Origin of the sequence: Paenibacillus sp. FSL R10-2788, assembly GCF_038003885.1 — a bacterium.
Classification (GTDB): Bacteria; Bacillota; Bacilli; order Paenibacillales; family Paenibacillaceae; genus Paenibacillus_AQ; species Paenibacillus_AQ odorifer.
Window position 1 is genome coordinate 2,827,150 of record NZ_JBBOQA010000001.1, and the last position, 24,523, is coordinate 2,851,672.

Consider the following 24,523-nt stretch of genomic DNA (forward strand, 5'->3'; position numbering starts at 1 on the left):
AGCAGTAAATCCTAGCGCTGGTAAGAGACAGGGGAATAACTCTAAAGCAGTTGGCAACAACGGCAGAGCTGGCAACAAGGGTAAGGTTACCCCTGCTTCTGCCCGGGAAATCGCGCTTGATATAATGGTTAAAGTTGAGCAGCAAGGTGCATATAGCAATTTGCTGCTCAACAGCAGTCTACAGAAGGCAACGCTTAGCAGAGAAGATGCCGGACTGGTCACAGAACTTGTCTATGGCTCTATTTCGCGGATGAACACCCTGGATTATGTGCTTGAAGGATTTGTTAGTAAAGGGATAGCCAAACTACAGCCATGGGTCCGTAATTTACTGCGGTTTAGTTTATATCAAATTATGTATCTCGATCGTATACCGTCCCATGCAGCTGTAAATGAGGCTGTTAATATAGCGAAGAAAAAAGGCCACCAGGGAATCTCAGGGATGGTTAACGGCGTGCTGCGCAGTGTATTGCGTGCTGGTGATCTGCCAGTTCTGCCTGAGGGGCTAAGTCAAGCGCAGCGGATATCGATATTATATTCACATCCGTTGTGGTTAGTGGAACGTTGGATTACCGAGTACGGTGTCGACACGGCGGAAGCGATTTGTGCATCTAATAATGAGCCGCCTGCGGTCAGCGTACGTGTGAATACAACGATGATCAGTCGTGAAGCTCTGCTGAACCAGATGATTGAACAAGGTCTGCAAGCTTCAGCATCTGAGGTTAGTCCTTATGGCATTGTTGTGAAAGGCGGCGGAAACCTGGCGCTCACCTCCTGGTATCGTGATGGATATCTCTCCGTTCAGGATGAGAGTTCTATGCTAGTAGCTGAAGCGGTAGCTCCGGAGCCTGGCATGAGGGTGCTTGACTGCTGCGCTGCTCCTGGGGGCAAAACAGCACATATGGGCGAGCTCATGAAAGATGAAGGATCGATTTACGCTAATGATCTGCATTTGCATAAAGCGAAATTGATCTCAGATCAAGCAGAACGTTTAGGTCTTGATTGTGTATCTACAGGTAGTGCAGACGCGCTGGAGCTGGAGCAAACGTTAGAGCATCAATCCTTTGATAGAATTCTTCTCGACGCACCTTGCTCTGGACTCGGCGTAATTCGCCGTAAGCCAGACCTCAAATGGCGTAAGCAGCCGGAAGATGTGGCTAGTGTAGCATCATTGCAGCGGGAGTTGCTGCAGTCGGTCTCTAAACTGTTGAAACCGGGTGGCATTCTGGTATATAGTACCTGTACGACTGAACAAGCGGAAAATAGTGAAGTAGTAGCTGACTTTTTGAAGCAGAATCCTGATTTCACCGCAGTGACCTTTGCTTCACCGTTGTGGGACAGGCTGGAGGGTACCGCGCTGGCTGAGGGTGATGGAATTCAACTGCTGCCCCATCATTATGGGAGCGACGGGTTCTATATTTCCAAGCTCCAGAGAGTCTTGTAATATAGCAAATTTTCTGACAATTGTAGTATCCTCCGCCCGCCGGGCTACCGTACGGCGGGCGTTTTCTTTTACCGTCTCTGAAATTTGTGTTAAAATAGGAAGAATGAGAAATAATACGCATATCCTTATGAAAGAACAGGTGTAGATAATAATGAAACCTTTAATATATGATTTTTCTTTAGAAGAGTTACAACAGTGGGCGAAAGACAATGGTGAGCCTGCTTTTCGTGGTGGACAAATTTTTGATTGGCTGTATGTAAAACGTGTGAATGACTTCGAAGCAATGAGCAATTTGTCCAAAGGGCTTCGCCAGAAGCTGAATGAACAATTCTCTATTGCAGCACTAACTGAAATTACTAAAATGGAATCTAAAGATGGAACTGTAAAATTCCTGTTTGGATTGCATGACGATCATGCTATCGAAACAGTTATCATGAAACATAATTATGGCAATAGCGTTTGCGTAACAACCCAAGTAGGATGCCGAATCGGCTGTACTTTCTGTGCTTCCACACTCGGTGGATTAAAACGGGATTTGACAGCGGGAGAAATTGTAGCTCAGGTTGTACGTTCCCAACAAATCCTGGATGCGCGCGGCGAACGTGTCAGCAGCATTGTTATCATGGGTACTGGTGAACCGTTTGAGAACTATGATGCAACAATGAGATTCCTGCGTCTTATGATTCATGAGAAGGGCTTAAATATCGGACAACGGCATATTACTGTTTCCACCAGCGGTATTGTACCGAGCATTTATAAATTTGCAGAAGAAGATACCCAGATTAATCTGGCGATTTCGATTCATGCGCCTAACGACGCCTTGCGTTCAAAGCTAATGCCTGTTAACCGCCGTTTTCCGTTTGATGATGTAATTGAATCATTGCGTTATTATCAAGCTAAGACGGGACGACGTGTCAGCTTTGAATATGCCTTGATCGGCGGGGTAAATGACCAACCGGAGCATGCTGAGGAATTGGCTGGGGTGCTTAAGAGCATGCTGTGCCACGTCAATTTGATTCCGGTAAACCATGTGCCTGAGCGAAAATATGTACGTACTTCACGCAATGATATCTTTGAGTTTCAACGTATTTTGGCTGATAACGGGGTGAATGTTACTATTCGCCGTGAGCAAGGCCATGATATCGCGGCCGCATGCGGACAGCTGCGTGCCAAACATATGGAGTTGGGGTGAGGATATTTGATCAGAACAGTTCATGCCAGCGATATTGGCCGAGTGCGCGCTGTCAATGAGGATTCGGTCTGGATCGGCGCGACGCGCCACGGTTATACACTCGGTATTATTGCCGATGGGATGGGTGGACATCAGGCTGGTGAAACCGCAAGCAGGCTCGCTTTGGAGACAATGAGGAATAACCTAGACGGGTTAGAGTCTGGCCTTCAAGACGAAGCTCTGCGTGATGCGTTGTCAGCTGCTATTTTGGAAGCTAACAGCACTGTGTTCAGGGAGGCTTCCGGTGACGATAAGTATCATAATATGGGTACTACTGTCGTTGCTGTTCTTTTGAATGGATCAAACGGATATATTGGCCATATCGGAGACAGCAGAGCCTATTTAATAAAAGACAGTGCGGCAGTTCAACTAACCGAGGATCATACGCTAGTCAATGAGCTGTTCAAGAACGGTCAGATCAGTGTGGAGGAATTGGATAATCATCCGCGTCGTAATGTGCTGACGAGGGCACTTGGAACAGATGCTGAGGTTGAAGTTGATATGGCGCCTATAGCTCTGCTACCTGGGGAAATTTTGCTTCTATGCAGCGATGGTTTAAGCAACTTTGTCACAAATGAGCATTTAGGCAAAGTAGCAGGTATACATGAGATATCGTTAGAGGAAAGAGCGGACCGTTTACTTCAGCTGGCACTGCTCGCCGGCGGTGGCGATAATATTAGCGTCGCTTTGTTAGAACATCATGGAGAGGCCGCTGTGCCCGAAACAAAGGAGTGGGATTGATGATCGGTCACGAATTGGGCGGCCGTTACCAAGTCATCGAACGGATCGGCGGAGGTGGAATGGCGCTCGTCTATAGAGCACATGACATTCTTTTAAACCGAAATGTCGCCATCAAAGTATTGCGCAATCAGTTTGTGCATGACGAGGAATTTATTCGCCGTTTTAGGCGTGAGGCGCAATCTGCCGCATCTTTGTCTCATCCGAATGTCGTCAGCATATACGATGTAGGACAAGAAGACGAAATTCATTACATTGTCATGGAGTATATTGAGGGTCAGAATCTTAATGAAATTATAAAAGAACGAGCGCCATTACAGGTTGATGAATCCGTACGGATCGCTTCACAAATCTGTGATGCCCTAGATCATGCGCATCAGAATCAAATTATTCATCGTGATATAAAACCACATAATATCCTGATCGGACGCAACGGCCGGGTGAAAGTAACCGACTTTGGGATTGCCCGCGCAGTTACGTCAACAACCATTACACAGACTGGTTCTGTAGTTGGTTCAGTACATTATTTCTCGCCAGAGCATGCCAAAGGTGTCTCTACAGGAGAAAAGTCTGACTTGTATTCATTAGGTATTGTACTTTATCAAATGCTTACCGGAAGCCTACCCTTCTTGGGAGAGAGTCCGATTAGTGTAGCTTTAAAACATCTGCAAGAAGAGTTTGAAGAGCCAAAACTTCTGAATCCACTCATTCCGCAAAGCGTTGAGAATGTAATTCTGAGATCAATGCGTAAAAATCCGGAAGAGCGGTACGACTCTGCCAAAGAAATGTTGCAGGATTTGGAAACATGCTTATTGCCGGAGCGCCGCAGTGAGGCGAAGATTCTGTTCAACGATGAAGAAGATGAGGATCGTACGCGGGTTATCCCGGCGATAAAACCGATTCAAAGAAGCAATGGTAATCGTAATCATCGTGAGGAACGGATGGTTCGTGATGAAGATGATGAACCGGTGCCTTCAAGCAAAGGTAAAAAACAATGGGCAAAACCCACATTATGGATTGGGCTTACCTTGCTGTTGCTGTTGGCTATGGCCAGTCTCGTATGGTACGTTAAATCACAGCTAGTTGTTCCTGAGGTTTCCGTTCCTTATGTAGTAGGTAAACAGATAGAACAAGCACAAACTGAGCTTGAGGATTTGGGGCTTGAGGTTGCTGATCCTATTCTGTATGACTACAGTCCGAATTTTGAAGAGAATGTGGTCATTAAGCAAAGTAGGGAAAAGGATGCCAAAGTGAAAAAAGGAGCGTCCCTAATACTCACTGTGAATACGGCTAAGCCACTACCTAAGATGCCAGATGTAGTTAACAAGAGCTTTGATGATGCGGTTAAAGCATTGATGGCGCTGGGTGTAGCCCAGGACCGGATTGATAATAAACCTCTCTATGACGAAAATACAGATGAAGGTCTCATTGTAAAATCTGACCCTGCATTAAATACAGAATTCGATCCTGAGACGGTTCAAATCACCCTTTACGTTAGTAAAGGAGAAGAAAGTGTACTGTTGCCAGATCTCATCGGTAAGACGGAGAGTGAGGCAAAGGCGCTGCTGGAAGGTGCCAAGCTTGTTCTTGGAGAAGTTAAACAAGAATCCAGCTTCAGCATTGAAGAAGGTAAAGTAACAAAGACTTGGGCATTTGATAAGGGGACAGGTACTTCTGTTCCACCTGGAACAGCGATTACGATTTACTTAAGTACAGGTTATCCACCTGAAGCCCTGAATTATACCTTTAATGTGCCAGTCGCTCCTGCTCAGGATGGGAAAAAGAGCAAGATTCGTATCGAATTCGTGGATGCGCGCAATAATGGAGAGAAGCAGGATTGGGGAACACGTACCATTGGAAAGAGCCAAGTGTTATCTGTGAATCTAGTATTGGCTCCTAATAAAGATGGTTCAGTTATTGTTACCCGTGACGGTGTACTTTTGGATACTTATGTAATTCCTTATATCGATGCTAAGAACGGAACCGTTCAGGAGCCTGAACCACCAGTTATAGCAACACCACAGCCAACTCCAACACCTTCTGCTGAACCTACGCCTACAATTGAACCTACGATTGAACCGGAGATCTTGCCAGGTTCAGGTTCAGAGAATGACGGAGGGAATAACGGGGCGGTGAATCAGACAGGGTTCGTAAACAATAGTTCTATAAATAGTGAATCGACTAATAATGGCAATAATAAGCACAACAATAAAGGCAAGGATAAATCTAAAGATAAAAACAACAACTAAACAGGGTTTAACCTGAACGGTTGGCGTAGCGAAATGACCCGGGGATATCAGACTTGGGTCATTTTCGCAAAATCAGGAGAGGAAGGCTCACTATGTATGCCTGAAGGTATAATTGTTAAGGCGTTAAGCGGTTATTATTATGTGAAACCGCTCCGCGAAGGATTAATTGCGACTGAAGAGCATTCTGTTCAATGCAGAGGCCGAGGAATTCTCAAGAAAAAAGGGATCGCTCCGCTAGTTGGAGATCGGGTTATTTATATACTTACTGAGCATGGAGAAGGAATGGTGGATGAACTTCTACCTAGAGAATCTGAACTGATTCGTCCACCTGTAGCGAATGTTAAGCTCGCAGTCCTTTTATTCTCCGTTCGAGAGCCCGATATGAACCTGAATCTGTTGGACAAGTTTCTAGTTCATATTGAGCATTCGGGTCTGGAACCCCTAATTGTTCTGACTAAACAGGATTTGGCGGATGATGATGGTGAAGCTACTCGTTATGTTAAAGAACTTTATGAGGATATCGGATATGAAGTGATGGTCACAAGTTCACTTACTGGTGCCGGAAGCGATGAGCTAAGACAACGGCTTACTGGTGGTATTAGCGTTTTTGCGGGTCAATCGGGGGTTGGTAAGTCCACCTTGTTGAATCGTATTGTTCCAGGGCTTAAACTGGAGACTGGAGAGATCAGTTTACGATTGGGACGTGGTCGCCATACGACCCGTCATGTGGAGCTGATGGATATTGGTGGTGGAGGTTTTGTTGCAGATACCCCAGGTTTTAGTCAGCTTGATTTCTTAGAGCTTGGTGTAGAAGAGCTGTCCACTTGTTTTCGTGAATTTGCTCAATATGCATCCGATTGTAAGTTCCGGGGCTGCAGTCATCAGCATGAACCAGGCTGCCGTGTAATAGAGGCTTGGAAAGCAGGGAAAATTGCGGATAGTCGCTATGATCATTACAAACTGTTTTTTAATGAAATGAAAGATAAAAAGCGGAGGTACTAACATCATGATACGAATAGCACCATCTTTATTGTCGGCGGATTTCGCGCGTTTAGGTCCAGAAGTAGCAGAGGCGGAAGCCAGTGGTGGAGATTGGATACATGTGGATGTAATGGACGGTCATTTTGTGCCGAATATCACATTGGGTCCACCTATTGTAAAAGCTGTATCGTTACATACCAAGCTGCCACTTGATGTTCACTTGATGATTGAGTCGCCAGAACGTTATATCCCTGATTTTGCTGCAGCAGGTGCAAGTGTGATCACCGTTCACGCTGAGGCATGCGTTCATTTGCATCGTGTGGTTCATCAGATCAAGGAGCTGGGGCTGAAGGCAAGTGTAGCAATTAATCCGGGTACTCCGGCTTCAGCGGTGCGTGAGGTGCTGGAGGATGTGGATATGATTCTGGTGATGACCGTTAATCCAGGCTTTGGTGGTCAAGCATTCATTCCTAACACTTTGCGCAAAATCATTCAAATTCGAGAATGGGCGAATGAAGTGAATCCAGATTTATTGATCGAAGTAGATGGTGGAGTCTCGGAAGAGACAGCACCCTTAGTTGTGGCAGCTGGAGCCGATGTTTTGGTAGCTGGGAATGCAGTTTTTGGCCGGAGTGATCGTGCTGCGGCGATCCGCGGAATTCGAGAAGCAGCCGAATCTGCACTGCGTTAAAAAAATAGGCTATTGAGACTAGAGGTATAGGCCAAGTCCTCGGTGCATAAATATGGTTACATGAGCAGAAATCTCATGTAGCCTTTTTTGTTTTGGCAGGGAGGACTGCAGTTCGTTTCCGTTATTGACAAGAGGAAAGTCTCCTGCGTACGGCATGAATTGATGGGAGGGTAAATCATGAAATTTTACACGTTTAAGCTGCCAAGGTTTTTGGGAGGTTTTGTTAAAGCAATATTGAACACATTTCAGAAGAGTTAAGCCGCTAACAGAAAAGAAAACATGAAAAAAAGCACCTTACAAATGTAAAGGGTGCTTTTTGCTTCATATAAGTTATCGTTCGGTCTTAAAATTGCTAAAGACTAAACGCGTTCAACTTTACCGGCTTTCAAAGCACGGGTGCTGACGTACACGCGTTTTGGTTTACCGTTCACGAGGATACGGACCTTCTGAACGTTAACTCCCCAAGAACGACGGTTGCGGTTATTAGCGTGAGACACGTGGTTGCCGCTGCTCGGTTTCTTGCCTGTTACTGCACATTTGCGGGACATAGATTACACCTCCTTATTCCTAACACCTGCATAAACAATACTTATCTATAATATCACAGCAAATTTTGCTACGTCAACCGATTCAAAAACATTTATTTCTTTTAATACTTATAGTACAATGTAAATTAGTGCATTATGTCCTGTTAATCATAGAATGATTAGGCATGAAGTTAGGAAGGGGAATTCTCAATTGAGTAAGCGTTCTATAAACGGAACAGATTTTACCGCTATGGTATTGGCTGGAGCGGATAAGCTGCAACAGCATGCAGAACACGTCAATTCCCTAAATGTTTTTCCGGTCCCAGATGGAGATACCGGCACAAACATGAATTTGACGATGACCGCAGGTGCGAATGAATTAAAGAAAAATAACACCACTTCTGTGGGCCAATGTGCAGGTGTACTCTCCAAGGGCTTATTAATGGGAGCTCGTGGGAATTCCGGCGTTATTTTGTCCCAGTTATTCAGAGGGTTTAGCAGGTATGCGGCTCAACATGATGAGCTTAATACACAGCAGTTCGCTGCTGCGCTGCAAACCGGAGTGGACGCTGCGTATAAAGCAGTTGTAAAGCCCGTAGAGGGAACTATTCTTACTGTAGCTAAAGAGGCTGCAAGACATGCTGTTTATTATGCCCGCCGTACTACTGACGTTGTGGAGCTGATGACAGAGGTATTAGCCAAAGCAAAAGAAGCCTTAGCTTATACGCCTGAGCAATTGCCTGTATTGAAGCAAGTCGGTGTTGTAGATTCTGGCGGCCAAGGTTTGGTCTACATTTATGAAGGGTTTCACCAGCATCTGACGAATGGAAGTACTACCGGTCTGTCTGAATCTGTGCAAGGACAAACCCACACACCCGTTGCACCAGCGCCTAAACCCGTATTAACGAAACCTGAAAGTGAACTGTTTTCTGTACAGTCTTCTGCGCAGTCACAGCTATCTACTGAAGATATAGAATTTCTATATGATATGGAGTTTTTCATTAATCGCCAGTTAGGCGTTAACGTGAGAACCAATTTTGATGAGGAAGCTTTTAGGAAAGCGTTGTCAGTTAATGGCGACTCCATTATTGTTATTTCAGATGATGAGACGATTAAAGTGCATGTGCACTCTAAGGCTCCAGGTGAAGTGATGAACTTGGCTCTTCTTTATGGGGAGATCACGCAGATTCACATTCTTAATATGCGAGAGCAGCATCGTGACCTGCTGACTGCGGGCATGGATATTGCACCAATGCCTGATGTATTCGCTGATATGCCGAATGAGAAGAGCGCAGTGCAAATGTCTCCTGCTGAACCACCGGCCGATGATTTGGCGCCTTACGGCTTCATCGCGGTATCATCTGGCGCAGGTATTGCTGACATTTTCAAAAGCCTTGGAGTGGACGTAGTCCTAGCTGGCGGTCAGACAATGAATCCTAGCACTGAGGATTTCGTGAACGCGATTTCTTCCATATCTGCGAAGCATGTTTATATTTTGCCAAATAACTCGAACATTGTTCTTGCCGCTCAACAAGCTAAAGATCTTCTAGAGGGCGAACGTGAGATTACGGTGATTCCAAGTAAAAGTATTCCGCAGGGAATAGCAGCAGCTTTTGCATTCCAAGAGGAAGATGCAGTGGAGACTAATTCTGAGAATATGCTGGAAGCAATCTCTCATGTGAAGTCCGGACAAGTAACGAACGCTGTGCGTGATACAAGCTTTGATGAGCTGGAGATTAAATCGGGCCAATTTATTGGGATTTCTAATTCCAAAATTGTTGCTGCTGCAGATGATCTTTTGGCTGCAAGTCAGGCGCTGTTATCCAATATGCTGGAGAATGGCGACGAAATCGTCACGATCCTTATTGGCGCAGAAACAGGATCCGAGGCTACTGATTCTTTGAGTGAGTGGTTGGAAGAGACTTATCCCAATGTGGAAGTTGAGATTCATGAGGGTGGCCAACCCCTGTATTATTATTTGTTCTCTGTAGAGCCATAGATAGGAACTAATGGTTCTTTAACAATGGAGTAGAAATTTGTTATTGCGTAGTTGGCAAAATTATAGCTTGGGGGAGAAAATCCATGAATCGTACCATTATCGTCACCGACAGCACTTCAGATATCCCGCCAGCAATGGCGGAAACGTACGGAATTGAGGTAGTACCGTTGACCTTAATGTTCGGCGAAGAGGCTTTTAGGGACAATCTGGATATGACTCCGGAGCAGTTCTATGAGCGTCTTCCCCGTACATCACAGCTGCCGACTACTTCTCAACCCTCACCGGTTGAATATATGAATGTGTACCGCAGTATTCTGGAGCGTAACCCGGGCTGTTCTATCCTTTCCTTTCATATTTCTTCTGGACTGAGCGGGACTTATCAATCTGCATTGCTGGCTAAATCGATGCTGGAGGAAGAGGGAGAAGGGATCACTGTTGTGGATTCTCTCTCCGCTTCTTATGGTTTTGGATTTATGGTAGTGGAAGCTGCCAGAATGTCTGCTGAAGGCAAAGGACCTGAAGAGATACTTGAGGCTGTAGAAAGCCTACGTCAATCGCGTAAGCTTTACTTCTTAGTAGATACACTTGAATATTTACAAAAAGGCGGGAGAATTGGAAAAGCCTCCGCTATTCTGGGGACACTTCTGAATATTAAGCCGATATTGTCCATTGATGCAGAAGGTATTATTTATGCGGTGGAGAAAGTTAGAGGCCGTAAGAAGGCTGTCGCCCGTATGATTGAACTGTTCAAGCGGGATCTGCAGGGTGTAAACAAAATCAATGTGGCCGTAGGTCATACGGCTGAACCGGCTTCCGGCGAGGAGTTCCTGAATGAGCTTGCAGGACACTTCACCTTGGAAGAAAAAGTGCTGACGAACGTCGGCCCTGTCGTGGGCAGCCATGTCGGTAACGGTACATTAGCTGTGTTCATTTGGCCTGCAAAATGAGGGATAAATATGACACTGGCATTAAATCAAATTGAAGTAAAAAACATAACTGGCGTGAGTGCTCAAAAGCAAAGCGAGCTTCACGCCTTTGGCGTCTTTACAGTAAAGGATTTATTAGAGTATTATCCGTTCCGCTACGAGGATTATCGGCCCCGCTCGCTGAGTGAGACTAAACACGGGGATAAAGTGACCGTTGAGGCAAAAGTAATCGGTATCCCTGTACTGCAGCGTTTTGGCGGCAAGTCACGTCTTAGCTGTAAGATGGTTGCAGAGCCATGGATGTTCACAGCAACCTGGTTTAACCGCCATTACGTAAGAGAGCAACTCACTGTGGGACGGGAAATTGTGCTGACCGGAAAATGGGATCAGAAGCGCAATCAGATTACAGTGACTGATTATGAATTTCCGGATCGTGGTGAAGGGAAGACGGGAACACTGCAGCCAGTCTATTCGGTAGGTGGTAAGATCACTCAGTCCTGGATCAGGAAGGTTATTAATCAGGGACTTCAGCAGTATGGGGATCTGATTCCAGAGATTTTACCGCATTCTATTATGAGGGAATATGACTTCATGCCGCGTAAACGGGCCATTGCCACTATCCATAGGCCTGAGGACACTCGTGAGGGGCAGCAGGGGCGCCGTAGGATGGTATATGAGGAACTATTCCTGTTCCAGTTGAAGATGCAAGCGTTCAGGGTTCTGAACCGCGGGCGGATGGATGGGGTAGTCCACACAGTGGATAACGCGACGGTACGCCAGTTCGTGCGCAGTCTGCCCTTTGAGCTTACAGATGCACAGAAACGTGTAGAGCTGGAGATTTTACATGATCTGCGTTCACCATATTGCATGAATCGTCTGCTGCAAGGAGATGTTGGCTCGGGCAAAACAGTGCTTGCGGCTGTGGCGCTTTTTGCTACGGTAAGATCTGGTTTTCAGGGCGCACTAATGGTGCCCACAGAGATTTTAGCAGAACAGCATATGCGTTCACTTACCAGGATGTTTGAGCCGTTTGGGATTACTGTAGGACTCCTGACGGGCAGTGTGACTGGCCGAAAACGTAAAGAGTTATTGGCCTCGTTGCAAATGGGGATGCTTGATATCGTGGTAGGAACACATGCTTTGATTCAGGAGGATGTATTTTTCCGTGATCTGGGTCTTGTGGTAACTGATGAGCAGCATCGTTTTGGTGTGAATCAGCGTGGTGTATTGCGGCGAAAAGGATATAATCCGGATGTACTGACGATGACTGCGACGCCTATTCCACGTACACTTGCGATCTCTGTTTTTGGCGATATGGATGTATCTACTTTATCTGAAAGGCCGAAAGGCCGAGTTCCTATAACTAGTTATTGGGTAAAACATGATCTCATGGATCGTGTGCTGAATTTGATTAAGCGTGAAATTGATCTCGGTCGTCAAGCTTATCTGATCTGTCCGCTTATTGAAGAGTCAGAGAAGCTGGATGTGCAGAATGCTATTGATTTGCATATTCAGATGAGCCAAGCTTTCCCTAGCTATAAAGTTGGGCTTTTGCATGGGAAAATGACTCCCGCTGAAAAAGATGAAGTGATGCGGGCGTTTTATAACAATGAGCTGCAGCTGCTTGTGTCCACTACGGTGGTGGAGGTTGGTGTAGACGTTCCTAATGCTACATTGATGATCATTATGGATGCGGATCGTTTTGGCCTGTCACAGCTGCATCAGTTGCGTGGACGGGTAGGAAGAGGGCAGCATGCCTCTTTTTGTGTGTTGGTAGCTGATCCAAAATCTGAAATCGGACGTGAGCGAATGACTGCCATGACCGATACGGATGACGGATTTGAGATTTCCCGAAGGGATTTGGAGCTGCGTGGACCGGGGGATTTTTTTGGGACAAAGCAGAGTGGATTACCGGAGTTTCGGCTGGCAGATATGACGGCTGACTTTGAAATTCTGGAGCAGGCGCGTGATGATGTCGCAGAGCTGCTAAAGGATGAAGCCTTTTGGACATCACCTGAATATGCATCTCTTCGGCATTATTTACAGAGTGAACAGATCTTCCAAGGAGAATTAATTGACTAACTAGGCACATGTAGCACCGAAGGCTCATATACTGTGAAAGATTGGATATGACGGGAGGTGCTACACTTGGGTTATCAACAATTCGGAATTAGCCCTCAGTTGGTGGATCGCATCAAGCTGAAGATGAAAAACTCGACTGTGAAGGATCGTATCAAAAGTATGATTGAGGGCATCTCGAAACAGGAGCTGCAGGATCCTGCGGTTGTTCGCAGATTGGTACGGAAAGCGTCAGGTGTACTGAACGAGAAATTGACCTCGACACAGGAAGAACAAATTGTAAAGTTTATCATCGCGCAGAAAATCGATCCGAACAACACCTTTCATTTAATCCGCTTGTGGGGAATGTTCCGTTAAGTAGCGGATTAAATGAAAAGTAGGGGTTGTCCATGGGTGTTTTTTTCATCGTATGAGACAGTCTGCAAGCAGCGATCCTCCTATTACTGGAGGATCGCTGCTTTGCGTTTTTGGCCGTAGTTACGGCATGCTGCAATATGTCTCTATTCCGGATAAACCGATGCCACCGAATCATAGTCGTCCGTCGTCCGGTACCGCCTAATCATAGTCAACCGCCGTCTGATGTCACTGAATCATAGCTCCGCTTATCCGATACCGCTGAATCACATTCAACCATCTTCGGACGCTACCGAATCATGGTCATCTGTCGTCCGATCCCGGCGAATCACATCCATCCATCGTCGATGCCACTGAATTACATTCCTCCATCGTCCGATACCACCGAATCATGTTCATCCACTGTCCGATACCGCCGAATCACATTCATCCGCCGTCCGATGACGCCGAAATATGATCATCCGCTGAGGTATTCGGACTCCAATGACGTTATTCGCAAATATATCGCCTTTGGAGCAAGTTTTCGGACCCCAGTGCAGCTATTCATAAGAAATAGGCTCGTAGTTGGCGTTTTTTGTGCCAATAGGGGCTATGCGGTCCGAATGCATTCAGAATTCCGGGAAATTCTGCATATAAGGTCCGCTGTGTCCGATACCAACGAATCATAGTCAACCGCCGTCTGATGCCACCGAATCATAGCTCTCCGCTTATCCGATACTGCTGAATCACTTTCATCCATCGTCCGATGTCACTGAATCACATTCATCCACTGTCCGATACCGCCGAAATATGATCATCCGCTGAGGTATTCGGACTCCAATGACGTTATTCGCAAATATATCGCCTTTGGAGCAAGGTTTCGGACCCCAGTGCAGCTATTCATAAGAAATAGGCTCGTAGTTGGCGTTTTTTGTGCCAATAGGGGCTATGCGGTCCGATGTCATCCAAAATTCGAGATAATTCTGCATATAAGGTCCGCTGTGTCCGATACCACCGAATCATAGTCAACCGCCGTCTGATGCCACCGAATCATAGCTCTCCGCTTATTCGATACCGCTGAATCACTTTCATCCATCGTCCGATACCGCCGAATCACATTCATCCACTGTCCGATACCGCCGAAATATGATCATCTGCTGAGGTATTCGGACTCCAATGACGTTATTCGCAAATATATCGCCTTTGGAGCAAGGTTTCGGACCCCAGTGCAGCTATTCATAAGAAATAGGCTCGTAGTTGGCGTTTTTTGTGCCAATAGGGGCTATGCGGTCCGATGTCATCCAAAATTCGGGATAATTCCGCATTTAAGGTCCGCTGTGTCCGATAGCTGTCTCATGCGCGTAAACGTCTTCGAATAATGCGAAATTTGAGTTCTCGCAAGAAGTTTGGGGTCTCGAACAAGAAGTTTGAGGCCTCGCTCAGAAAAATTGGTTGCGATCAAAGGCTAAATTCAAAAAGAAGGGAGCGCTCCAGCCATTTTCATGGCTTAAGGGCGCTCCCTTTTTTTATTCGTGTAAGCGTGTTTGTCTATGATCTTTAGTGGCTGATCTGAACACGATTTGGCTCTCTGAATCACACTGTAGAACGATTGCCCGAAGATGATCTTCTTCCATTCTGTTTGTCAGACAAAACAACGTGCTAACCTCTCCATCTTGCCCTGAACCTTCGGCAATCGCAGCTTCTCGGTTTAGAGAGGTTGCGATTGCTTGCTGAATGTCCAAACATCGGCTGCTGGTAATCCAAGCAGTGCGGGAGTGGGATAATCCCCGTAGTGAGATACGAACACCTTCGAAAGCCAGCAGGTAGGCAATAATAGAATACATTGCTTGCTCCCAACCGAACAATGTACCTGCAAAAAGCAGAATTGCACAGTTCAGGATCATAATGACGACTTCCGTTGATTTTGGAGGTCCGCCGCTCAGCAGAGAATACCCCTGGTCACTGGCTTGTTTATTTACACCGCCGAATCTCACAGATATTCCAATACCTACTCCAAGACAGATGCCTCCTGCCATTGCGGCAGGTAAAGGATCGCTAATCACAGCAGGAAAACGATGCAGCGCAAGAGACGCGATGGTTAGGCAGGTTAATCCCAAAACAGTGTAAAGAGCAAAGCGGAGATTTACTTGTTTTCGCGACATAAATATAAAGGGCAGATTGAATAGAAATAGAAACAATCCAAGCTGCATTTCAGTAGTATGAGCGAATAATGCGGATAAGCCTGTAATCCCGCCGACAACAAGGCCATGTGGCATTAAAAATAATTCCAATCCTACAGCAGCAAGCAATGCGCCGGCAATGACGGTAAGAACTCGGAAGGTAGAGCTTCTTTGTAGCTGTTGACGTTGATTTATTTTGTTCTGCATAGTTTTTCCTCCTTCAACAGGGGAAACGACCTTACTCATTTTCAGTGGCTATGGCAGATTTTTTGGATATTCGTGCATCATGTCGTTTCTCAAAGTTGAATACTTTATCCATTATTTATAAATCTATTTAGATTCCTTCGTCAGACAATGTCCAAGGAGAACAAGGATCAGCACGTAAATGGCTGCAAATGGTTGCAAGTGGCTGCGAATGGCTACAAATAGTGAAGAATAGCCAGCACTCCGCAATGCTTTACCCAAATTGGCCATAATTATTGAAAATTCATCCCGCGCGGCTATGGGCATCCAATGTTGGATGAAGCATGAAGGCTGTGACCAACGCTACGTCCGGCCAGCAAGCCTGCAACAAAGTTGCCAATTAGCGTAACGATAACTGATGCAAGGGAGTACCAGAGCGCCTCACCGCCTAAGGTGAGTGGATCTATGTCAGTCCGAAGCTGAAGCAGAAGATGACACTGAAGAAATCACGAAATGGGATCACAAGCTGTTCAATCGGTTTCACATGTTCGGTTTCAGCGAGGACAAGTCCATTAGTAGCGCGCCAATAACTTCTGTCTGTTAGATGAATGGTGTCGGTGAATCCAGCAATCAGGAATAGTGCTGCGAATATTACTAATGCAAAAAGCTCAACGGAACAGACATTCAGGACACGGTTCAGCCAAAATGCTTGCTTTCTTCCGGTGGAGGATGAGCAATGCGAGCATGTATACCAACCGGTAAATCCGCTTCTCTATAATTCATGACATAAGATTATTTATCAATCGAAGTTCTAAAATCCCTTCAGCAGACATTCATTTAGGGCAGAGGTGAACTTCGCTAGGGGAGTGATATTAGAAAATGAGAAGTGAATTTTAACAGGTACAGCCGCAGTCGAAGCAGGAATTTATAAATCACTGGACGGAACAGTAAAGAAAGTACAGGGAGTATTGCAGCTACCGCAATAGACTTCGTTCCCCACTGTTCAGCTATTTTGATGGCTCCTACCTGAGGGGTTATTTGAGGTGCAATCCTTACGGGAGGTGTAAACTTTCGCTCGTAGCGTTCATTTTCGGATGTCGTTGATTCTTGCTCCGTAGTGAATGATCCTCCAGACCAGGCAGGTGGAAAAGAAAATATCATCCCCAGAATTAGGACTATACGAAGAAACCAAAGTAATGACAAACGCGCTATATATTGCACCGAAATAACACCTCCCAACTGCATGTAGTATAAAAAGCATACCATACCTTTTCCTTTGAATCCAAATTGTTTTGTGAAAAAAATTCTTATATAGATGATGAAAACATGAAACCGAACGGGAAAAATGACGTATTTCGCAGCATAGATAACTTTTATTATCTTGTTTCAGTCAGGAGGGATAAATTTGAGCGAATGGCAGGATTTTAACGGTTTTGATGAGCGCAGCTTTTTCGGAAGTTTCATTCATGAGATGCCACTGTTTTTTAAATTATTTGCTTTGCTTTTTCTTGGCCTTTTTGTTTTTATAATTGTTAAATCAGTGAGAATCTGGATATCCAATAACGCAAGTCCTTTGATAAAAGCAAACTGCACAGCGGTCACCAAACGAACCGAGGTATGGGGGGGGTCCGGTGAATCGAGAGCAAATACTAGCTATTTTGTTACGTTTGAGTTTGCCGATGGCTCTCGATTGGAGTTGCAGGTAAGAGATCAGGATTTTGGTTTGATTGTAGAAGGGGATCGAGGCGAACTCCTGTATCAAGGGACCAGGTTTAAAAGCTTCAATCGCGATTTGAAGAAAGAACATCTAAATTTCTAAAAAAGTACATACCATTCAAGAATCACCATGCCTATTTTGGGTAAAACTCATATGAGAGGTTTTACCAGATCTCAATTCTGGAAGGAGGCTATGGTTTGAATTCAAATAATCCACAATCGCAAGGGCTGGAACCCTTCCATACACTGAGCGAGGAAGAAGTGCTGAATAGGCTGGAAACTCGGAAAGAGGGTTTATCTTCCGATGAAGCGACTAAACTTGTGGAGCGATATGGGAAGAACGTACTTCAAGAAGCGAAGACCAAATCGCTATTAGGAAAGTTTATCGAACAATTTAAAAATGTAATGATCTTTATTTTGCTAGTAGCAGCTGTATTGTCAGGAGTCTTGGGGGAATGGACGGATACGATCATTATTTTGCTTGTAGTCATTTTGAACGCGGTGCTTGGAGTTATTCAGGAAAATAAGGCTGAGCAAGCACTCGATGCGCTAAAAAGTATGTCCTCTCCACACGCCAGAGTAAGACGTTCCGGCCAGGTTACTGAGATAAAAAGTGAAGATCTTGTGCCCGGGGATATCGTATTGCTGGAAGCTGGAAATGTAGTTCCGGCGGATATAAGACTTTTGGAAGCCGCTTCGTTGAAGACGGAGGAAGCCGCGCTTACCGGAGAATCATTGCCCTCTGAAAAGCGGGCCGGTGTGCTTGAGGGTAGCGACATTGTAATCGGCGACCGCACCAATATGGCTTATATGAGCAGCAGTGTAACTTATGGCCGAGCAATTGGTGTAGTTACAGCTACAGGAATGCAGACGGAGGTCGGTAGAATTGCCGGTTATATCTCGGAAGAAGATACAGATGTAACACCGCTGCAAAAAAAGCTGGATGAGCTAGGTAAATATTTTACCTTTATTATTCTTGGCGTCTGCGTGATTATCTTTGCCGTTGGGATCTTCGAAGGAAGAGAGCTGCTGGATATGCTACTTACCTCGATCTCACTCGCGGTAGCGGCTATCCCGGAAGGGCTGCCAGCAATTGTTACGATCATTCTCGCGCTTGGTGTGCAGCGAATGGCGGGACGAAAAGCGATTATTCGCAAGCTTCCCGCCGTGGAAACACTTGGAAGTACAGAGATTATATGCTCCGATAAGACAGGTACTTTAACATTAAATAAAATGACTGTCGAAAAAGTGCATGTCAACGGAAAGACCACTGATTCCAGTGCAGGGCTTGAAGGGATTCCTGGTGGCGAGTTATTGCTTCAAGCTATGACGCTTTGTAATGACTCCAGTATTGACGAAGGAAAGACTCCTAGTGAACCTGAAGCAAAAGCTGGAGCTAAGGACCCACAAACCAAGAGCGGAAAAGCAATCATCGGCGATCCGACGGAGACTGCGTTAGTCGATTATGCGCTTAGTATAGGCACTGACAAAAGGGAGCTGGAAAAGAAATACCCACGTAAAAATGAGCTGCCTTTTGACTCCGATCGCAAGCTGATGACAACGGTTCATGAGGTCGAAGCTGGACGTTATCGTGTGCTGACAAAGGGTGCACCAGATGTACTTTTGTCCAAATGCAGCCATATCTATGTGGATGGAGAAATTGTAACTCTACAAGACGAACATAAGCGGAATATCATGGAAAGTAATAAATTACTTGCGAATGATGCACTTCGAGTCTTGGCATTTGCTTTCCGAGATGAGGAGCAGCTGCCGACCGATCTCTCACCAGATACCACGGAGAAAGAGTTAGTATTTATTGGTTTGGTCGGTATGATTGACCCGCCGCGTGAGGAAGTACGGGATGCGGTAGCTATCTGCCGTAAAGCGGGAATTAGACCTGTAATGATTACAGGCGATCATCGTGATACAGCAGCGGCTATTGCCAAAAGATTAGGGATTATTGAAGATGAATCAGGTGTATTAACGGGTAGTGAGCTGGATAAATTCAGCGAAGAGGAATTTGCGGAGAAGGTTACCGATTATTCGGTTTATGCACGCGTCTCTCCTGAACACAAGGTTCGTATCGTTAAGGCTTGGCGACAAAAAGGAAAAATTGTGGCGATGACCGGAGATGGTGTAAATGATGCTCCTGCACTTAAATCATCCAATATCGGCGTGGGCATGGGAATAACCGGAACGGATGTTGCCAAGGGTGTATCAGATATGGTGCTTGCCGACGATAACTTTACGACTATAGTTGTTGCCGTAGAAGAAGGACGGAAGGTTTACAGCAATATCCGCAAGGCTATCCAGTTCCTTCTCTCCGCTAATCTTGGGGAAGTGCTGACATTATTTATTGCCACTATGATTGGCTGGCGTATTCTAGAGCCGATCCATATTCTGTGGATTAATCTCGTTACGGATACCTTACCTGCACTTGCCCTCGGACTTGAGAAAGCCGGCGAGGATGTAATGGCGAAGAAGCCGCGTAAAGCAAGCAGTAGCATCTTTGCGGGCGGCGTGGGGATCGGGATTATATATCAAGGGATTATAGAAGCGGCGCTTACGTTGATCGTGTATCAATGGGCGCATACGCATTACAATGAAGGTATTGCGGTTACAATGGCCTTTGGTACATTAGGATTACTGCAAATCGCTCATGCTTTTAACGTCAGATCCAATAAAAAATCGCTATTCCAGATCGGTTGGTTCAGCAATCGCTATATGTTATGGGCTTCGCTGATCTCTATACTAATGCTTGTGCTTGTGATCATCATCCCGGGCTTAAACGACTGGTTTGGTGTTTCACATTTAAGTGGATTACAGTGGGGAATAGTATGTGCAGCGGCCGTAGCGATTATTGTTATAGTTGAACTTGTAAAGCTGTTTGTCCGGATGAGCGGAAGGGGCAAGAGCTGGGATTAAGAAATGGATAAGAGTTGTAGTCAAAAAGCCTGAACCCCATCAATAGGGATTCAGGCTTTTTGAATGATTTCTTTTAAAGTATGGGAAGCTTATAAAACACGTTGCATATGGAGGATTACATTACTCCAATAACCTGAGTCGAGGTCACTGATCTGAACTCCGGGTTCACCCCAGGTGTGGATAAACTTTCCGTCTCCAATGTAAATACCGACATGACCAGGTATAGCATCACTTTCAAATCGACCGGGAACGGTAAAGAAGATAAGATCTCCTACATCCAGTTCGTCTCGACTTACACGGGTACCTAAATTGTCCTGATCTTTAGCTAAACGAGGTAAGCTGACTCCGAATTTTTTGAATACATGCCTTGTAAAAGAAGAGCAATCAAATTTTTTGGTTTCTTCATAAGATCCAGCGCCAAAGTCGTAGGGAACACCCAAGAAATTTTTGGCAAAAGAGATTAACTCCTGTTTATCCGCTTCAGAAATACTTTGAATGCGTAAAGATTTAGATTCACTCGTGGATTCGACCGTCGATAATTTTTCGATAGTCTTACGTTCGGACGGTGTAGCAATGTTTATCTCACCCGACTGGGGATTCCAGCCTACTTCTGTTTGCAAAAATTTGGACAAGGCTAAAGGGGTGATATAGATTTGCCCTTCTTGCCGTCTAGGGGCTTGTGGCAGTGTGATTTTTTCCCCAAGTGAGAATACCTGTGGAGAGCCAGGGCGCAGCATATACATAACATCGCTATAACCGATTTTAGTGTATCCATCACTAGAACCATCATCCTTCATCCGATATCCGAGCGAAGTAACCGCAGGCTTGAGTGGAATCCAGTACTTTCCCTGAGCGTCAGTAATTGCAGATTGTTCATAATAACTGGAGGCATTTTTACCATCAGGAGTTAGCGCGTTAACCTTAGGTTTTTGCGATTGAGAAGAATAACCGCAGGATGAACTCGTTAAAGCGACAACAAGCAATACAGTAGCGGTGGTTAGTAGTCTTTTGTGATTATTAGCCATTTAACACGCTCCATCTTCAAACTGTAAATTAAGTTTGTGCAGGGCGATTTTTTTTATGTAAAAGAAACGAAGGCAATCGCTGTAAGAGACAACCAAGCATTACCTCTTTTGATGTCATATATTCTTCAGAATTTGAAATCTATGGAAATATGATAAGTGATTGACGGATAAACAACCTCCATATAATATAGGTTTAATAGATTTCTATCATTAATGTGAGGTACGTGTAAGCTTATGCTTTAATGCTTTTATCGATAAAAGTGATAATGCTGAGTCGCTCACCTTGATGTATGCGTTAATAAACTAATGAAATGGGGTACTTTGATGAAAAAGAGAAACATTTTGGCGGGATTAAGCTTATGCTTCATGCTCGTAGCAACTGGTTGTGGCAACAATAACACTGCTGGAAACTCAGGAAATGCAGCGAATTCCGGTAATTCCCCTACGAATGCAGGAGCAGCAGATTCAAAAACGTACAAAATTGCGATCTCGCAATATGTGGAGCACCCCTCACTCGATGCTACACGCGAAGGAATTCTCGCTGCTTTGAAGGATGCAGGAATCGTTGAAGGCGAGAACCTGAAGGTTGACCTTGAGAATGCTCAGGCTGACCAAGCGAATAACTTGTCCATTGCTCAAAAAATTGCCGCTGACTCAAATGATTTGGTATTGGCAATTGCAACGCCTTCCGCTCAATCAATTGTTCAAGCACTCAGCAAAGCAAGTAAGGATACACCGATTTTGTTCGCAGCAGTAACTGACCCACTCGACGCGAAGATTGTCACGGATCTGGAGCATCCAGGTGGAAATGTATCAGGTGTATCGGACACCAATCCCGAAGCGATTAACAGATTAATGCAATTTATAGCTACCCAATTTCCTAACGTGAAAAAGCTGGGCATCGTTATTAATGAAGGTGAACCCAATGCAGTAATTATGGCTGAGATTGCTAAAAAAGAATTGGATAAGCATGGAATCGAGCTAGTGAAGGCTGCCATCACGAATACCTCTGAAGTCAAACAAGCTGCGGAATCACTTGTGGGTCGTGTAGATGCATTCTACATTACTTTGGATAACACAGTCGTAAGTGCAGTAGATACCATTATTCAAACGGCTAATGACAAGAAAATCCCGTTCTTCTCCAGTGACCGTGATACGGTTGAAAAGGGCGCTTTTGCCACCGTTGGTTTTAAATATTTCGATCATGGTTATCAAGTGGGTCAAATGGCCGTGGATATCTTGAAAAATGGTAAAAAGCCAGCTGATATGAAAGTAACCATGCAAGAAAAACTTGATCTCATTCTTAACCTGAAATCTGCAGCAGCACAAGGCATAGAAGTGACTGATGCAATGAAGGCAGAAGTTGCCGATCAAGCTAACAATATTATTCAATAAGCCATTATATAGGGGCGATTTCGTGAGAACGCCCCTTTCCGCTCGAAGGAGGAAGTCATCTATGTTAAATTCGATGCTCGGGGCCGTTGAAATGGGTTTGCTTTACGCATTTATGGCTTTAGGTGTATACATTACCTTTCGTATTCTTGATTTCCCTGATTTGACTGTAGATGGGAGCTTTACCACTGGTGGCGCCATTGCCGCTGTTATGATTACTAACGGTTATGCACCATGGCTTGCTACCTTGGCCGCTATTGCTGGTGGAATGCTGGCAGGAATGTGCACGGGCCTATTACATACGAAAGGCAAGATTAATGGACTGTTATCCGGTATTTTGATGATGATTGCACTTTATTCCATTAATCTGCGGATATTTGGTGGCAAACCCAACTGGTCTTTAATGGGCGACACTACCTTGTTCACTTCCATTGATCCTCTGCTCGTACTGCCGTTTGTAGTTATTTTTGTGAAAATAGTAATGGATTTATTCCTGCGTACGGATCTTGGACTTGCGCTGCGGGCTACCGGAGATAATGCAAGAATGATCCGTAGTCTGGGTGTAAACACGGATAATACCACTATTCTTGGTGTCAGTTTATCCAATGGAATGGTGGCGCTCTCGGGAGCGTTAATTACTCAGTATTCTACTTTTGCGGATTCCTCGATGGGTATTGGGATGATTGTAATCGGTTTAGCTTCGGTCATCATCGGTGAAGCCATATTTGGTGCCAAAAATGTATTTCGGGCCACATTGGCTGTTGTGCTCGGATCCATAGTTTACCGGATCGTAGTTGCACTTGCCTTGCGGGTACCGTGGCTGAAAGCTTCGGATCTTAAGCTGATCACAGCAATTATCGTTATTTTCGCTCTTGTATTCCCGTCGATTCAGCGTTTCCTGAAGCAGAAGAATATGGCACGGAGGCGTTCCGTTGAATTAGCTGAGCAAGCGCTAAGCAGCAAGAGAGGAGGCACCATCGATGCTTAAACTGGAGAACGTATCTAAGCTGTTCAATCCCGGAACACCAGATGAGAAAATAGCGCTGCTCGGCATTGACTTGGAGCTTCTTCCCGGTGATTTTGTCACCATCATTGGAAGTAATGGAGCTGGTAAATCTACGTTGATGAACATTATTTCCGGTGTCATGAAGCCGGATCTGGGTACAGCCAGCATTGAAGGAAATTCAATCAGCCATTTGGCGGAATTTCAACGGAGTCGCTGGATCGGCCGGGTCTTTCAGGACCCAATGGCGGGTACGGCTCCACATATGACGATTGAAGAAAATTTAGCTATGGCTTATAAAAGAGGCAAAAGCAGAGGGTTAACCTTTGGAGTAAATAAAGCAAAAAGAGCTTTATTTCGCGACGAGCTAAGCCGTCTGGGGATTGGGCTGGAGGATCGCCTGCGGGCAAAAGTAGGGTTGTTGTCAGGTGGAGAGAGACAAGCGCTAAGTCTGCTAATGGCGACCTTTACTCAACCGCAAATTTTACTTTTAGATGAACATACAGCAGCCCTTGACCCTTCTCGTGCGGAGCTGATTACTAAACTGACAGAGTCCATTGTCCGTGAGATGAAGTTAACCACCCTAATGGTTACCCATAACATGGAGCAAGCCATTCGTCTTGGCAATCGTCTGATCATGATGGATAAGGGCCGTATTATTTTGGATATCGACGAGGTTCGTAAAAAAGATCTTACCGTAGAACGGCTGCTCGGAGAATTCGAGACAATCAGCGGACATAAATTGGCAGATGACCGAATGATGCTTGGTTAGTCTGTTGTAGGTGTGAAGGTAGCTCAATATAAGGGCTTGAAGTGAACTCTGATTCTGGATTTCATTTCGAGCCCTTTTTTACATAGGATTTTTTTCGTCGAGCCATTATACTATCCTTAGCTTTCAGTTCAC

Annotated in this window: 20 protein-coding genes and 1 pseudogene; 16 read left to right on the forward strand and 5 right to left on the reverse strand. The window is 45.2% G+C overall.

All coding sequences use genetic code 11. The features are described 5' to 3' along the window. Positions 1-124 precede the first annotated feature (124 nt). The 7 genes from rsmB (at position 125) to spoVM (ending at position 7,589) form a co-directional block, all read left to right on the forward strand. Positions 125-1,441 (forward strand): 16S rRNA (cytosine(967)-C(5))-methyltransferase RsmB, encoded by a 1,317-nt coding sequence (rsmB, locus tag NSQ50_RS12390; protein ID WP_036686580.1) that lies wholly within the window; start codon positions 125-127, stop codon positions 1,439-1,441. 151 nt (positions 1,442-1,592) lie between these two features. Next, positions 1,593-2,633: a 23S rRNA (adenine(2503)-C(2))-methyltransferase RlmN gene (rlmN, locus tag NSQ50_RS12395; RefSeq protein ID WP_036686196.1), complete on the forward strand. Its 1,041-nt coding sequence runs from the start codon at positions 1,593-1,595 to the stop codon at positions 2,631-2,633. Positions 2,634-2,639: 6 nt separating this feature from the next. Then, entirely contained in the window at positions 2,640-3,413 is a 774-nt protein-coding gene (locus NSQ50_RS12400; protein ID WP_036686197.1) for a Stp1/IreP family PP2C-type Ser/Thr phosphatase, read from the forward strand. Further along, entirely contained in the window at positions 3,413-5,659 is a 2,247-nt protein-coding gene (pknB, locus tag NSQ50_RS12405) for a Stk1 family PASTA domain-containing Ser/Thr kinase (protein ID WP_036686199.1), read from the forward strand. The genes NSQ50_RS12400 and pknB overlap by 1 nt, the downstream gene beginning before the upstream one ends. Positions 5,660-5,755: 96 nt before the next feature. Further along, positions 5,756-6,661 (forward strand): ribosome small subunit-dependent GTPase A, encoded by a 906-nt coding sequence (rsgA, locus tag NSQ50_RS12410; protein WP_036686201.1) that lies wholly within the window; start codon positions 5,756-5,758, stop codon positions 6,659-6,661. A 4-nt stretch (positions 6,662-6,665) separates the two neighbouring features. Continuing rightward, complete coding sequence (gene rpe / locus NSQ50_RS12415; RefSeq protein ID WP_036686202.1) at positions 6,666-7,331, forward strand: ribulose-phosphate 3-epimerase; 666 nt, start codon at positions 6,666-6,668, stop codon at positions 7,329-7,331. Between the two features lie 177 nt (positions 7,332-7,508). After that, positions 7,509-7,589, forward strand: coding sequence for a stage V sporulation protein SpoVM (gene spoVM / locus NSQ50_RS12420; RefSeq protein WP_020431362.1), 81 nt, complete (start codon positions 7,509-7,511; stop codon positions 7,587-7,589). Between the two features lie 101 nt (positions 7,590-7,690). Here the strand turns inward: spoVM and rpmB are convergent, their stop codons facing one another. After that, entirely contained in the window at positions 7,691-7,879 is a 189-nt protein-coding gene (rpmB, locus tag NSQ50_RS12425) for a 50S ribosomal protein L28 (protein ID WP_036686205.1), read from the reverse strand. Positions 7,880-8,069: 190 nt separating this feature from the next. Between rpmB and NSQ50_RS12430 the strand changes: the two genes are divergently transcribed. The 4 genes from NSQ50_RS12430 (at position 8,070) to NSQ50_RS12445 (ending at position 13,219) form a co-directional block, all read left to right on the forward strand. Beyond that, on the forward strand, positions 8,070-9,857 hold the full coding sequence (locus NSQ50_RS12430; RefSeq protein ID WP_036686207.1) for a DAK2 domain-containing protein: 1,788 nt from the start codon (positions 8,070-8,072) through the stop codon (positions 9,855-9,857). A gap of 83 nt (positions 9,858-9,940) precedes the next feature. Continuing rightward, a complete protein-coding gene (locus NSQ50_RS12435; RefSeq protein ID WP_036686209.1) occupies positions 9,941-10,804 on the forward strand; it encodes a DegV family protein in 864 nt (287 codons plus the stop codon). Between the two features lie 9 nt (positions 10,805-10,813). After that, the gene (gene recG, locus NSQ50_RS12440) at positions 10,814-12,865 is read left to right on the forward strand and encodes an ATP-dependent DNA helicase RecG (protein WP_036686210.1); all 2,052 of its coding nucleotides are present in this window, start codon (positions 10,814-10,816) and stop codon (positions 12,863-12,865) included. Positions 12,866-12,931: 66 nt separating this feature from the next. Further along, positions 12,932-13,219: a stage VI sporulation protein F gene (locus tag NSQ50_RS12445; protein WP_036686212.1), complete on the forward strand. Its 288-nt coding sequence runs from the start codon at positions 12,932-12,934 to the stop codon at positions 13,217-13,219. A gap of 1,502 nt (positions 13,220-14,721) precedes the next feature. Here the strand turns inward: NSQ50_RS12445 and NSQ50_RS12450 are convergent. The 3 genes and pseudogenes from NSQ50_RS12450 to NSQ50_RS12460 all read right to left on the reverse strand — a co-directional run bounded on the left by NSQ50_RS12450 (position 14,722) and on the right by NSQ50_RS12460 (position 16,779). Next, positions 14,722-15,582: a YitT family protein gene (locus tag NSQ50_RS12450; RefSeq protein WP_051491444.1), complete on the reverse strand. Its 861-nt coding sequence runs from the start codon at positions 15,580-15,582 to the stop codon at positions 14,722-14,724. 126 nt (positions 15,583-15,708) lie between these two features. Continuing rightward, positions 15,709-16,279 (reverse strand): annotated as a pseudogene (locus NSQ50_RS31595) (cation:proton antiporter domain-containing protein); the annotation flags it as partial. A gap of 137 nt (positions 16,280-16,416) precedes the next feature. Beyond that, complete coding sequence (locus NSQ50_RS12460) at positions 16,417-16,779, reverse strand: hypothetical protein (protein ID WP_038570328.1); 363 nt, start codon at positions 16,777-16,779, stop codon at positions 16,417-16,419. 184 nt (positions 16,780-16,963) lie between these two features. Here NSQ50_RS12460 and NSQ50_RS12465 point away from each other — a divergent pair, with 184 nt between their 5' ends. Together NSQ50_RS12465 and NSQ50_RS12470 are read left to right on the forward strand one after the other, a co-directional pair. Beyond that, entirely contained in the window at positions 16,964-17,377 is a 414-nt protein-coding gene (locus NSQ50_RS12465; RefSeq protein WP_249267720.1) for a DUF2500 domain-containing protein, read from the forward strand. 125 nt (positions 17,378-17,502) lie between these two features. Further along, the gene (locus NSQ50_RS12470) at positions 17,503-20,199 is read left to right on the forward strand and encodes a cation-translocating P-type ATPase (RefSeq protein ID WP_143760538.1); all 2,697 of its coding nucleotides are present in this window, start codon (positions 17,503-17,505) and stop codon (positions 20,197-20,199) included. Between the two features lie 89 nt (positions 20,200-20,288). Here the strand turns inward: NSQ50_RS12470 and NSQ50_RS12475 are convergent, their stop codons facing one another. Next, on the reverse strand, positions 20,289-21,224 hold the full coding sequence (locus NSQ50_RS12475; RefSeq protein ID WP_076224738.1) for a C40 family peptidase: 936 nt from the start codon (positions 21,222-21,224) through the stop codon (positions 20,289-20,291). A gap of 324 nt (positions 21,225-21,548) precedes the next feature. On the opposite strand from NSQ50_RS12475, the gene NSQ50_RS12480 reads away from it, so the two are divergent. From NSQ50_RS12480 to NSQ50_RS12490, 3 genes are all read left to right on the forward strand, one after another. Beyond that, positions 21,549-22,619 carry an ABC transporter substrate-binding protein gene (locus tag NSQ50_RS12480; RefSeq protein WP_076104998.1) on the forward strand — a complete coding sequence of 357 codons (1,071 nt, stop codon included), beginning with the start codon at positions 21,549-21,551 and terminating at the stop codon, positions 22,617-22,619. A 61-nt stretch (positions 22,620-22,680) separates the two neighbouring features. Beyond that, the gene (locus tag NSQ50_RS12485) at positions 22,681-23,604 is read left to right on the forward strand and encodes an ABC transporter permease (RefSeq protein WP_036686219.1); all 924 of its coding nucleotides are present in this window, start codon (positions 22,681-22,683) and stop codon (positions 23,602-23,604) included. Next, on the forward strand, positions 23,597-24,391 hold the full coding sequence (locus NSQ50_RS12490) for an ABC transporter ATP-binding protein (protein ID WP_036686220.1): 795 nt from the start codon (positions 23,597-23,599) through the stop codon (positions 24,389-24,391). The genes NSQ50_RS12485 and NSQ50_RS12490 overlap by 8 nt, the downstream gene beginning before the upstream one ends. Positions 24,392-24,523 lie beyond the last annotated feature (132 nt).